General features: G+C 47.1%; 10 protein-coding genes. 1 reads left to right on the top strand and 9 read right to left on the bottom strand.

Annotated features, from left to right (window positions below):
• Positions 1 to 24: 24 nt before the first annotated feature.
• From ABD744_RS10440 to ylqF, 9 genes are all read right to left on the bottom strand, one after another.
• Positions 25 to 570: a TFIIB-type zinc ribbon-containing protein gene (locus ABD744_RS10440; protein WP_344798239.1), complete on the bottom strand. Its 546-nt coding sequence runs from the start codon at positions 568 to 570 to the stop codon at positions 25 to 27.
• Between the two features lie 13 nt (positions 571 to 583).
• A complete protein-coding gene (locus ABD744_RS10435) occupies positions 584 to 1,141 on the bottom strand; it encodes a rhomboid family intramembrane serine protease (protein WP_344798237.1) in 558 nt (185 codons plus the stop codon).
• Between the two features lie 14 nt (positions 1,142 to 1,155).
• Positions 1,156 to 6,552, bottom strand: a complete 5,397-nt coding sequence (locus tag ABD744_RS10430) for a DNA repair ATPase (RefSeq protein ID WP_344798235.1) — start codon at positions 6,550 to 6,552, stop codon at positions 1,156 to 1,158.
• Between the two features lie 157 nt (positions 6,553 to 6,709).
• Positions 6,710 to 8,737, bottom strand: a complete 2,028-nt coding sequence (locus ABD744_RS10425) for a hypothetical protein (protein WP_344798233.1) — start codon at positions 8,735 to 8,737, stop codon at positions 6,710 to 6,712.
• An 80-nt stretch (positions 8,738 to 8,817) separates the two neighbouring features.
• Positions 8,818 to 9,504 (bottom strand): DUF1449 domain-containing protein, encoded by a 687-nt coding sequence (locus tag ABD744_RS10420; protein ID WP_344798231.1) that lies wholly within the window; start codon positions 9,502 to 9,504, stop codon positions 8,818 to 8,820.
• A gap of 47 nt (positions 9,505 to 9,551) precedes the next feature.
• Positions 9,552 to 9,791, bottom strand: a complete 240-nt coding sequence (locus tag ABD744_RS10415; protein ID WP_344798229.1) for a hypothetical protein — start codon at positions 9,789 to 9,791, stop codon at positions 9,552 to 9,554.
• A 27-nt stretch (positions 9,792 to 9,818) separates the two neighbouring features.
• Complete coding sequence (locus ABD744_RS10410) at positions 9,819 to 10,505, bottom strand: PspA/IM30 family protein (protein WP_344798227.1); 687 nt, start codon at positions 10,503 to 10,505, stop codon at positions 9,819 to 9,821.
• 31 nt (positions 10,506 to 10,536) lie between these two features.
• A complete protein-coding gene (gene bacA / locus ABD744_RS10405) occupies positions 10,537 to 11,187 on the bottom strand; it encodes a biofilm formation regulator BacA (RefSeq protein ID WP_344798225.1) in 651 nt (216 codons plus the stop codon).
• Between the two features lie 203 nt (positions 11,188 to 11,390).
• On the bottom strand, positions 11,391 to 12,314 hold the full coding sequence (ylqF, locus tag ABD744_RS10400) for a ribosome biogenesis GTPase YlqF (protein WP_344798223.1): 924 nt from the start codon (positions 12,312 to 12,314) through the stop codon (positions 11,391 to 11,393).
• 227 nt (positions 12,315 to 12,541) lie between these two features.
• Here ylqF and ABD744_RS10395 point away from each other — a divergent pair, with 227 nt between their 5' ends.
• Positions 12,542 to 13,588, top strand: a complete 1,047-nt coding sequence (locus ABD744_RS10395; RefSeq protein WP_344798221.1) for a DUF2156 domain-containing protein — start codon at positions 12,542 to 12,544, stop codon at positions 13,586 to 13,588.
• Positions 13,589 to 13,684: the final 96 nt, after the last annotated feature.

The raw sequence follows: 13,684 nt of genomic DNA, 5'->3' as shown, positions 1-13,684 counted from the left end.
GTCGTTCGTCCTTACAAAGATTCGTTATTCATAAGTCGTAATTAAATATTGTTTGATTTCGTCTTTTTCTGGCTGCTGATCAAGCCATTGCTTGAAGTCATCCACTTGTTGAAACCGGTCTTCGCCAATCATTGCAATATAGCGCTGTTTAACCACGTTCTGCATACGTTGAATGCGCAGCTTCCGCTGCCAGGCATCAGTAAAGATTTTGGGCAATTGACCGTGTAACTCCAGTTGTTTTAACAGCCGCCATTCGCCTTTATCCAACCAGGCTTCATCGCAGTGAGTACATAAGTCCAGCTGCTGGGCTGTGGATAAGTCAATCCTGAACTTAGTCATCAAACGCGAACATTTCGGACAGACCTGCGCCTTTTCATGCTGCTCATCCGCTTGCTCCATCACATCAACATTGACTTTCTCTTCAGTAATTTCCTGATGATTTTCAGACCAAAACCGATAATTGATCAGCGACAACATAGCGCCTTCGCATTTTTGGCAGCCAGCCGCAATCAATCCATTTTCCAATTGCTTAGGCTCTAAATCGTGGCCATGACATTGAGGGCAACGCATCATAAACTCCTTTTTAATTGATTCGCTTACGTTTAAATATCGTCCAAGTCGACATCCAGGCCGCAACCACACCGGCCACGGCACCAAAGAAATGCGCCTCAAAAGACACATCTTCATCCTGAGGCAATACACCATAAATCATCCCGCCATAAAACAGGACGACCAGCACGGCGATGAAAATATTTTTGGCGTTTCGATCAAACCAGGCCAACGCGATACTGAGGCTCCAAAGCCCAAATATCCAGCCGCTGGCACCAATGTGCATCGCGGGCCGACCAAAACACCAGACCAGGAACCCGCCAGCAACGATAATAAACAAACTGCTCCAGACGTATAATCTGACTGATCTTAATAAACACAGCCAACTGAATATGGCCAAACCAATCAGGTTATTGATCAGGTGACTGACACCACCGTGAATCCACGGTGACGTAAGAACATAAGGCAGACTGTTGATATCCCTGGGTAAAATACCAAACGGATAAAACAGCCCGCCCAATAACACATTAAGCAAGTGGCTAAGCACCAATAAGCCGCAAACCCAACCGACCAATTTGGTTTTTAGCCACATGGCTTTTACCATAATCAGTGATCAGGCCCTTCAATGCTTGAAACAGATTTTCCGGTGAGTTCCGATTCCAGCTGAACAAGCTGATCGGACACTTCCTGCATTTTGGCAAACGCATTCATGTTCTGGTCACTGCGCTTGTTCATTTCTCGGATCAACGGGAAGATGCCCTTTCTCATGGTAACGATCAACACCCGTAACAACTTATCCACATCCGGATCAGAGTGGGCAACCACTTCAATCTGTTGCGGTTGTGACGGTTCCGAAGCAGTTGCCGGTTGGTAATCCGCAATGACCTGACCAATCTGGTTCAGCGACTTTGTAATGCCCGATAATGAATCCGTTAACACCTGCTCGGCAGTGGTCTCATTGGCTGCTTCAGCGGTGGTCGCCAACTGCTTAACGCCGTCCACCAAGTCAACCAATTGTCCAACCACTTTGGTGCCAACGTCTGCATCATCACCACCCATGGATTTATTACGTTGAAAGTCCTTTTTAATCTGATTCCAACGGGCTTCTTCTTGCGGCGTCATATTGCCACGAAGCTCTGCCAACTTGAGTAAGTTCTCTTCCGCACCGGAGGTTAACAGCTGCGACTCACCCAGATAGTGATCCGAAATCATTTGCATGAGTTCGTCTTCATTCATCACCGCCGACACTTTCTCAGACATCTTATTCATGTTTCGGTAACTGCCTTGCAGTTTAAACGAAGGCTCTGTTCGGTAAGTGTCGTCCTGCGCGGCAGAAGCGATGTATTGTTGGTTAATTTTCAACAATACATCCTGCACCACAAACAGTTTCTGTAAAACCCCGGTGATTTCGTTCACCTCAGCACCACTGTACTGATGGCTTAAATCCGTGGTCGCAATGTTTTCGCCCTTGGCCAGTCGAACCAGCTTATACAAGTCCTCCATTTCTCTGGTCGCCAGCGGCGCCAAAACCGGATTGGAGGTCAAACTGTTTTCGATGTAACTCAAAGCAAACTGTTCATCCATGCCGCCAAGAATATCACCCAGGTTATAAATATCCGCTCGGTTGGCCAACATGTCCGGGACTTTAAACGCCTCGCCAGACTCAGTGTAAGGGTTACCCGCCATGACCACACAGAATTTCTTTCCACGCATGTCGTAGGTTTTGGTTTTGCCTTTCCAGATACCCTCTATTCGACGGGTGCCATCACACAAGGAGATAAATTTCTGAAGGAATTCCGGGTCAGTATGCTGAATATCATCCAGGTACAGCATCACATTGTTGCCCATTTCCAAACCGAGATTCAGCTTCTCCAGCTCTTGTCGTGCGGTTGCATCGGGTGCCTGCTCTGGGTCCAGTGACAGTACACCGTGACCCAGCGACGGACAGTTGATTTTCATAAAAATCAAACCAAGCCGACTGGCAACGTATTCCATCAAAGTGGTTTTACCGTAACCCGGAGGTGAGATCATCATTAACAATCCCATCAGATCCGTCCGCTTATTTTCACCCACGGTGCCCATCTGTTTGGCAAGGTTATCGCCAATGATCGGCAAATACGATTCGTTAATCAGTCGGTTACGAACAAACGAGCTTAAAGGTTTCGGCTTGAACGAATCCAGGCGTAAGCCCTCACGCTCTTCCTCAATGATCTTCTGCCTTAAATCCAAATAATCATGGTAACCCTTCACAACACGATGTTTGTGATCATCCATTCGCTGAAGAAACTCATCCAGCGCAAAACCCAGTTGCTGGTTCTGAATTCTGGGGTGATCCCCCAGCAGTCCTGCCACTTTCAGTTCAATGTCCACTTCCGTCGGACGACGCTCAATCCGGCCATCGGCATTAATTAACGCAATGGCCTCCGGAATATAACGCTCAAACTGGGCCAGCCCCTTGCCTTCGACTAATGCAGTTAACCAGGAAGCGCTGAGGTTCCAACGTTCGGCGACTTTGCCTTTCAGGCGATCCAGTGAGCCCTGATATTTACGCCAGGACACATCATCCAAGGTGCGTTTCAGTTCATCCACCAACGCCTGAGCATATTTGCTGGTGATAAAATCCACTCTCTCCCGGCTAAGCTCTGCAACCAGATACTCCGCCGCTCGTGCGATCGCCCTTTCGGTCACATCGATCGGAAAATGTGCAATGAACTGAGACAACCCAGTTTGTATTTCTGCAATGAGTAACGCATTGGCGCGCGGGTTATTAAAAATCGTCAACATGTTCGCGGCCGACTGCGCACGTTCATGCCAGGTATCCATCCGCTGTTTAATGGCGAGCAGATGCTCATCAGCATGTCGATCCAGGTGCTGAATATTGGCCCAGAAAATCTGAGCCAGGCCCCGGCTAAGCGGGTCAAACTTCAGTAAATCAGCGCTGTCCAACGCGGGGATCAACTGCTTCAGTAACAAAGTTGCATCATGATCATGAACGCCTCGTTCATACCCTTCTTTATAACGAGGAGTAGCATAGGTACGCACCAGCTTTAGCAAGCGGTCATCATCCAATAACGCATCGTGCAAAGCCGAAACAGACAGTTCATCCTCTTCCTTGTCAGCAGCATCCAGTATCAGCGCTGCAAGATACTCTGCACGATAAACCTCTGGCGTTTCGGATTCGAGCGTCATATCCCAATAAGGCCGCAGATCCAGTAATTCCGTGCGGGTCAGCTCTTCAAAATAGTCGGTGCCGGTCAGGTGAACGTTCAGCTCACCATTTCGAGGAATGATCGTTAAATCCAGCTCCTGAGTATTGACACTGAAACGATGGCGCGGCCCCAACTTAATGACATTGCCACCTTCCTCATAAATGTCGGTCTTATCGCGAAGCGCACGCAGTGCCTGCTCTTGAATCGACTTAAACCGGGACTCAACATCGTCCGCTTTCACGGCGCTGTCCAGTTCTCTCAGTCGCGCCACCATCTCCCGCGTTTTTATCACCAACGCATCGGAAGCGAAATAAGTATTCAATTCATCAGCGTCGGTAAACTTCAATGAACGACGTTCAATGCTGGCCAATATTCGATCTGCGGCATCGGTCACCGACTGCGCTTTCCGCTGACGCTCATCCAATAATTGCTGCTTATGCGACTCAAAAGATTCGTAAATCTCCTCACGCTTGGCCATGATGTCGGAGAGGAACTGATCGAACTCACTGAATTGGCTTTCCAGCTCTTCCAGTTGCACCAACAAGCGCGACAACTGCTCGTCACAGCGCTCAGGGGTGGTCGCCATTCCAAGAGCATTGGTGATGCTTTGTGAAAACAGCTTAAACTGGGCACTGAACTGCGCAATCGCTTCTTCCGAGCCCAACCCTTTTTGCTTATGACGGGCATTGGCTTTGCTTTGGTTCAGCTTCGAATACACTTCGGATATGGCATCAATAATCCGCGTTCGAACGGTGGCATCGTCCACTTTTAAGGACGCCATCAATTCAGACAATAAATCCAGACCGGACGCCGTCGACTCGATGGTTTCAATCAATGGGGTTAACGAAGCAATGGTTTCGGCTTTTTCCACTTCGGCGTTCAAATTGTCGATCTTTGCAAGATAAGGCTCCAAAGCCTTTTCATCCGACAAAAACTCAACCGTTTGTTCACTCAGTTTTGCCTGAGCCTCAACCACCTGCTCGCCGAGCGTTTCAATCCGCGCCACATCAATGTAACGATAACCTTTGATGGTGGCCAGGTGACCTTGCTGGTGACGAAGCTGGTTTAAAGCATCGACGTAATCTTCTGCAATTTCCCAGTTTTCAGGACGCAGCGATTGAAGAATTTCGGACTGCTTTGCTTCCGCTTCGGTCATCGCTTGTTGCGACTGACGACGAATGCTCTCCACTTTCTCGAATTCATCAATCACCAGCTCTGAGGTTGAGGTGATTTCTTTCAGTACGTCAGAAACAGAGATTTCAGAAACAGACGCTTCAGCTTTCGGCGGCTGATAATCACCAATCCAATAATGGGCATCGAATATCTTGGCTGCGGATCGGCTTAACTCCTCATACATACGAGAAGAAACCGATTGGTTTTCAATCAGACGGCAAATACTGTAAAGATCAGAAACCCCGCGCACCAAAGCCGCGTTACCAATACGGCCAAAAAAGGTCTGGCTCACTTCTGCCCGGCTGGCAAAGTCCTGACTGACAAACGGCGTTTGCCAAATTTGCATGGGATGGACTCGGGTGGGCTCGCTCTCAGCGGAGAACACCACCAATTTCCCATCTTCTGATAACGCATAACCATGACCATAAATCGGGTTCTGCAATTCTTTACTGATCAGGTTATAAGCAAATAAGCCAAACAGTCCTTCATCGGGTTCATAAAACACATACAACACATCTTCGCCATTAGGCGATTTAATAATGCGTTTGAATTTTAAACCTCCGCTGTCTGAGCTGACCGACTCCTGATCAAAGGTTTTGAACTCACCCGTTTGCAGGTAATACCCGCCCGGGAAAATAATGCCGTGATCTTCCGGCAACTGTACGCAGGATTGACCAATGGCATCCACCCTTAACACATCTTCGGTTAAGGTATTAAAAATCAAGTAACGCCATGTTTCTTCACGGTAGGGCAAGATACGCAGCAGAATCAGACCGCCCAGCTCTGCGTATAAAAAGCGGGCATCATCCAACGACTGAGTGGCATCATCCACCGACTCACGATAAACCCCCAAACCATCTTCCGTGTTGTCTTCAATTTTGATAGTGAGATCACCACCAACGGTTTCAACAAACACTTTGTCCAAAATATTCACGTGTGGGTGACGACCGTTGACCACATCTTCACGGGTGGTTTCCACCCACTCAAAGTCGTAAGCCGGCGGGAGCTGGATGTCGCGCTCACCGCGATTGTCGATGTAGTTAACGTCTTTGCCATCGGCAGACACCGACCATCGGAAGACTCGAATGTCTTCCAGTCGTTCACCAATCTGGAAACCGGCCAACAACTTACCTTTTTGCACCGTAAGCTGAACCAACTTCGTATGCTTGTAGTACCGGTAGAGTTCATCAAAATCGTTGACGAAAGACGCTTGCGCTAAAAAGCTGGTGCCAATATCCACCGACTCAAGCTCGTAGCTTTCGCCGTCTTGCTGCAATCGAAACAGAGAAAATACATCGTCAATCCGAGTTTCTTTCTTCAAGCCAAGAAAGACGTTGTATCCAAATAATAAGTAGTCGCCGACCTGAACCATATCGCGGGCGACGCTGTTGTTTTCCGTACGAACCCGAACACGAGAAACCACACTCATGTCTGAACTACCAAACTCTTCTAATCTGGACTCGTTCAACGTTCGGGTTAATTGGCTAAGTTGCTTCCCTTGATCGGTTAAGCGCTTACGGATGACTTCGTATGCGCCACCGGAAGCGACGGCATTTTCGACATGACTGCCTGCGCCACTCTCAGAAGCATTTTGTTCTGTAGACTGATCCTGCTGCACCATCGTTAAATCCTTCACTTAGTACAGAAAAATAATTCACTCTTGTCAGAGTTAGATTAACGAACGGATGATGTTAGCAGGCAACAGCGTTTGAGAGAGTTTCACCATCAAACGGCCGTTGCCCTATCCGTATTACGCCTTAGAAAAGATCAACAATCTCTTAGTGAGAAACATCGCTGTCTTTAGACGCTGCGGTACTAGACTTGCCTTGAGACGCCATCACTTTGGCTAACAAAGTGCTGACCGTACTGCTCTTGGTAGCCAAACCATCGATGGCCTTACCAATGGACAAGGACTTAGCAAAGTTATCGAAGAAGTGCTCTTCACCGCCCACGATATCAATCTTCGCTTTCTGCAGCGCATTCGACAAGACTTCCGCATTTTCTTTAGCAATGTCTTTGCCTGCTTCAATGGAGGCAACTGCTTCTTTAAACGCCGTTTCCAGACTCATACGGAACTCTTCGTGATCACGAGCCTTATCACTCATGGAATCCATAGCACCGAATTTCTCAACCAAACCATCCGCTTCCGCTTTCAGTTTCTCACGCGTTACATCGGCTTCTGCCATACCCACTTCTTTGGTCGCTTTCGCTTCGGCTGAACCTTTCGCAGCCACAATTTCCGCGTCCGCCAAGCCAGTTTCACGAAGCGCTTTACCTTCCGATTCACCTTTCGCGGCGATCACTTCAGCATCGGCCAAACCGGTCTCACGCAATGCCTTACCTTCGGATTCGCCTTTCGCAGAAATCACAGAAGCTTCGGCCAGACCTTCTTTCTCCATGGCATCCGCTTTCGCTTCCTGAACTTTCGCTTCCGCTAAGCCAAGAGCCGCTTCTTCGGCCTGAATACCTTCCGCCATTTTCTTCTTCGCATCGGCTTCTTTCGCTGCGGCCTCAAGGTTGGCCTGAGCCATCACAGTAATTTCAGTGGCTTTGAACTTGGCCGATTGTTCTTCCGCTTCCGCTGCCTTTACTTGCTTCACTTTCTCTTCGTCCGCTTCGGCTTCTGCCGCCAATACCTGAACCTGCTTCATACGATCGGCTTCAGACACTTCGCGAACTTCTTTAATGCGCTCTTCTTCAATAGCTACGGTCTTATCCACCGCAACACGCTCACGAATCACATTGGCAATTTCTTTCTTCTCGATTTCCACCGCTTTTTCAGCTTCGATCTTCTGCAGCTCGACTTCACGTTCACGCGCTACGATTTCCAAATCTCGGGCACGAATTACTTTCTCTTCTTCGATCGCCACCGCACGCTGTCGGTTCTGGTCCGCCACTTCGATTTCACGCTTCTGGTTTTCCGTTTGAACCGCTAAGTCCTGTTCCACCTGAATTTTAGTGGACTCCGCTTTCTTACGCTCTTCTTCCTGAACCTTGAGGGTTTCAGCTTCTTCGCGGGCCTGAATGGTAGCCACTTCACGCTCCTGACGGGCTTCGGCATCGGCTTGTTGACGCTCCAGCTCAAGCATGGCTTCTTTGGTTTCCACGTTCTTTTTCTTAATGGCTAACGCTTCGTTTTGCTCCAGCTCATTGGTTACCACGTTCTGGCTGGCCGTTAGCTCAGTAATCTTCTTAATACCTTCCGCATCCAGAATGTTATTCGCATCCAGCGCCCCTTTCGGAGTTTGCTCAAGGTAATCAATCGCAACGTCTTCCAGAATGTAACCATTCAGGTCATCACCGATCACCTCAACAATTTTCTCGCGGAATTGAAGGCGGTTTTCAAACAACTGAACAAACTCAATTTGTTTACCCACCGTTTTCAGGGCTTCCGAGAACTTAGCCGCAAACAGGTCATAAACAGCATCTTTATCGGACGCGCGATCTGCGCCAATCGACTTGGCAACACGCAATACGTCTTCTTGCGTTTCATTTACCCGCAAGTAGAAAGCAACGGTGATGTCCGCTCGCATGTTATCCAAACAAATCAAACCGTCTTTACCACGGCGATCCACTTCCAAAGTAATCAATGAAATTTTCATCAATTCTTTTTTATAGATAATCGGGAATACAATACCACCGGTGAACTTAACCTTTGGCACAGATCCCAGGCCGTTGATGATCAACGCCGTACCCTGAGCCACTTTGACATAAAAGGCTTTGATTGCCGCAGCAAGGCCAAGTATAAATATAATAATTGCGCCTAGAACAATCGCGATAGGCATTAAAACTGATAAATCAGCCATAACAATAACTCCATTTATTAATATCTAAGGCGACAAAAAAGCCCGCACAATGCAGACTTTTTCATCCGTTGTTAATTCAGTTAACGGGTAAACTCTTCTTCTGAAATGACACGATAAGCATGCTCTTCTGCTAAATGCTCAAGCAGCACAACACGATCCCCTTTCTTAAACGTGGTATCTCCGAAAGTTCGTGCTTTAAAGATTAAACCGGCACCGCCGTCGGCGAGAAACACTTCCCCGAACGAATTGTCCACCCGTAATGAGCGAACAACGGCTGTCTGACCCAACACTTCCTTCACCGAATGCGAAGTGGCTTTTTTAAAGATGGATCGTAACGGTTTAATCATAAAAGCAGTCACCATAGCAGAAACATAAAGGCAGCCCACCAACACCGGGAGGCCCGCAAGGTATCTCAGTATTCCTTCAGGAATGTAAGCAAAAAAGAAATGAACGATGAAATAGCAGATAAACCAGCCGATCAACGACATGATCGAAACCACAATGGTTACCGGCACACCATTCAAACCAAAGCGCAAAAACAGCCCGGCCACTACATCACCTGCCGTCAGGCTGTTCTTAGTTGAGCTCAACTCTCCTTCCACTTCCGGTATGTCGAAATCCAGAAATTCCAGATCAACTACACCCAGGACAGCAAACAACCAATAACAAAGCGACAAAGCCAGAAAGAAGGTAAAAAACGCTGTGGGAAAGGACGCAATGTTCTGATAAAACGGGTCCATTTTCTCACTCAGCAAAATTGCAAACATAAATTACCTCCCTGACGATGAATACAATTTAAAAAGTTAAACGACAATTAAGCGATAAATTCTTGTCGAATTTCTTCCAGCGCTTCGCGCATTGCTTCATCCATTTCTTCAGGTTTGATGCGGGAAATGATGTTGCGAAGAACCCGACGCTCGTTGTCATCCACAACACCATCCCGCTTTGCAATGGCAAAAATCTTCATCAGCTCTTCAGCATCCAATTTGCCATCGTCAGCAAAGCAGTTAATCGACTGGAACGACATTTCCAAATAGTCGCGATTTTCTTTCATTCTTAAATTCCTTTTTATGGTTACAATTTACTTTTTGTTTTTTAAACGTTCCAAGATTTCATCCGCGCGTTTTTCGCCTGGAGCAATACCTGCTTTTACCAGTTTATCCTGCAATGAGCTGTCTGAAGTTTCCTCTTCAAGCTCACTTGCCGCATTCATTTTAGCAGCATTCAGTGCCTGCTTTTCTTTGATTCTTTCTAAAGAATCCATCGCAGTTCGCATCTTCGAGTTAGAACCGGAATGACGCTCTGCCACTGTTTGCTGAGCACGCTGCACACTTTCCGTGGCCTTAACAGTGTCCACTTGTTGCTTCAGGCGCTTGATGTTGGCTTCGGCCACTTTCACAGCGGATTTCAACTTAGTTGCATTCTCGGTAAAACCAGCAACCGTTTCCTGCTCTGATACCAATTGATTTTCAAAGTCCGCAATTTTTTCGGCCACTTCGTGCGCCAGCACATCATCCCCTTTCTCAAGGGCCTGAACTGCATATTTTTCGTACTCTGCAATGTCTTTCTTTAGTTTAGAAACTTTCTCTTCAGCCACTTTTTGGCGTGCAATGATCGCGACCAAACTTTCTTTCGATTGTTTCAGTTCTTCGGAAGCATCTCGCACTTCCTGATCCAAAATACGCAACGCCTGACTATCCACGATAGCTTCACCGGCTTCATTTACACCACCACGCAGAGCGGTCATCATTTTTGCCCAGATATTCATAAGGATCTACCCCTTTTTTCTCAAAATTGATTTAAGACATGACCGATTGACCAACTTCCGGGGCTAAAAACTCCCGATAAGCTTCAGTCGCTTGAATTACATTGGTTGCCAACACTTCAATTTCAAAAATAACGTTCGATAACAACGAACTCGAACTCAAAGCTCCGAACATATGGTAGTAATCCGTCCCATCACTGGCAGCATCCAGACTGATGGTCGACAACGGAAAGTACTTATGCGTTCTAAGCACCGCATCATTAAAGCCTGCGGTATCCACAACCTGCGAAGTCGACCACAATAAAGATTCAGCAATAATCTGCTCACCCGCCACCGTCAGAAACACCGGCAGATCACCAAACTCTTTCATTTCAAGGTACAGAGAAGGCTCAACCCCCTCAATCAATTCAACTGTGGCCGAACCGTCAACAAATGGCACTTCTTTTTTCAGTGCTTCAAATAAGGTTTGGGTTGTCCATAAATTCGTAGATTCACTCATGTCATTCACCATATCGTCGCCTACATTAATCCAAGTGGAGACACTCTGCTTGCGAAGCTGCTTTTCAACAGCAGCCAATCGCTTGGCGTGCTCCGGTTGTATCCATACTTCCTTTTTAACCAACCCCTGCTCTCGCAAGCGCCGCCTAAATTCTCGCTGATAATGTGCTGATGATTTTTTGTTCATGTGACTCACTATAATAATTACATGTGATATCGTCAAGTAATTACATGTAACAACTCAGATCTAATTACATGTAATAAAACATTACGTCTGATGACAAAGCACCATAAGCCATTTTTCAATGCATTGGCCTTATAGATTAGACACAAAAAAAGGAGCACATAAAGTACTCCTTTTTCAATGCCTTAAATGACAACAAGATCCCACTATCGTTTCTTTTTCTTTCTTTTGGTCGCCTTGGCCTCTTTTTCAGCTTCTTTTTGTGCCCTCAGCTCAGCCACTTTCACTTCTTCCGCCTCCACCATCTCAGGCGTTTCCAGCGTCAACAGACCTAACATGCCGGAACGGAGTTCATTCAATAAAATTTCTGAGGCCTTATGCAAATCAATGCGACCTCCCGCCCGGCGACAACCTCTTAAACGGCCGATCTCTTCAAGTAACTCGATATCGCTGTCAGGTAACTGAGGCAATTTATAACGCTCTACCATGCGATCAGGGTAAGCTTTTAATAAATAATCACAGGCATACAGCGCCACATCGTCAAACTCCATGGCCGTGTTTTTAACCGCTCCGGTCACTGCCAGACGATAACCGCTGTCCGGGTTTTCAAATTTCGGCCACAAAATCCCCGGGGTATCCGACAGCACAATGCCGTTGTCCAGATTGATCTTCTGTTGGCGCTTGGTGACCGCAGGCTCGTTCCCCACTTTTGCAATGGTTCTGCCGGCCAATGTGTTAATCAGCGTTGATTTACCTACGTTTGGAATCCCCATGATCATGGTACTGATCGGCTTAAACGACTCTTCTTTTTCCGGCACCATTTTCCGGCACATATCGAGAATAGACCGTACCTGCCCTGGCTGCTCAGCCGTTAAGGCCAACGTTTTCACCCCCTTTTCCTGCTCAAGGTAGGTTTGCCACTGCTTCGTAATCTCTGGGTCAGCCAGATCGTATTTATTTAAAATTTTAATGCAGGGTTTATCACCACGAAGGGTAGAGACCAAAGGATTATTGCTGCTGTGGGGAATTCTGGCGTCCAACACTTCAATCACCAAATCAACTTTCGGCATTATCTCCCGAATCTCTTTCTGGGCCTTATGCATGTGCCCCGGATACCACTGAATCGCCATCTCTAACCCTTAATTAAATGTATGCCAAGCATTCTACCGGAAGCGGAGTCATCCTAAAACTCATCCATTTTTGCCCAAAGTCCTACTTTTCCGCCCAAAAGTCGTCCTTTTGGTGGAGTTCATCCTCCCGCTCCCAAATTACTATCAATTCCAAGATCATACCGACCCCAAGATAATAAAAATAAAGATAACAACGACAACGCAAAAATGAACCTCGAGGCAAAGCAATGAATACCCTACTGGAACATCGTCTGAAAACCTCGTCCATCACACCCGGAGCCTATTTACCTGCGACACTTGGGCATGAGTTTTTTTCAAATAATGAACGCATTGAGTGGATCACCAAATACGGCAGTCATTGCATGTCGTTTTCCACCATGCAGCCGGACATGTGTTTTTTTGATGTGCCAGAGGTAGGTTTTATTGCTTACCAGGACTGCCTGGGCGAACGAGTGGTACTGTCTAACCCCATATGCGCACCGGAAGACTTTGCCTTCATCATAGAGCAGTTCCTCGGCATGTCTCGTAAACCGGTGTCCTTTATTCAGGTCACCCCGGACGTTGCCCAACTGCTTTCCTCTAAATTCTCGATGTATTGCACCGAGTTTGGCCAGGAAACGGTAATTTATCTGAAAGACTGGACCCTAAAGGGCAAGAAAAAGCAGATCTTCCGTACGGCGCTTAATCAGGCAAAGAAACTGGACATTGCCATTATGGAGACATTCACCAACCATAATGACGACCGCATTTCCGACACCTGGCTCAACACCCGCCGCTGCAAGCAAAAAGAAATCCGCTTTTTGATTCGTCCTAAAGACATCAATCACAGCCAAGGCGTTCGCAGGTTTTACGGGTTCAAGGACATGCAGCCAGTCGGCTTTGTCCATTTTGACCCCATCTATCGCAACAATCAGATCATTGGCTACGTACCAAACATTTCAAGAGCCAACCAGTTATTCAAACAAGGGTTATTTTACGCCATCATGGCCGTGGCATTAGAGCAATTTCAAAGCGAAGGGATAGAGTTGGTTAACCTTGGTTTGTCGCCCCTATCCATTCAAAACAACCCGCAGCCGCGCATTGTTTCCTCCCGGCCTCTGGAGAAGATGTTTAAACTCACGGCCCGTTTTGGCCAAAAATATTATAACTTTGATGGCATTCAGTTCACCAAATCAAGATTCAGAGGAGAGGAACAGCCAACTTACGTGGCGTCACATAAAGTCATCCCCCTCAAAGCGTTTGCCGCCTGTTTTAAACTGAGCCAGGTAATTTAGGCAGACACACCGGAGCCTACAGAAGAAAGAACTTCCAGAAGAAAGAGCATCAAGCGACCCACTTGATGAGTAAAGAGTCGAGTTCGACGTTTGTCC

Source organism: Litoribacillus peritrichatus (assembly GCF_039537985.1).
GTDB classification, from domain to species: domain Bacteria; phylum Pseudomonadota; class Gammaproteobacteria; order Pseudomonadales; family Litoribrevibacteraceae; genus Litoribacillus; species Litoribacillus peritrichatus.
Note: the sequence above shows the minus strand (reverse complement) of the source record. Positions and strands in the feature narration are given on the sequence as shown.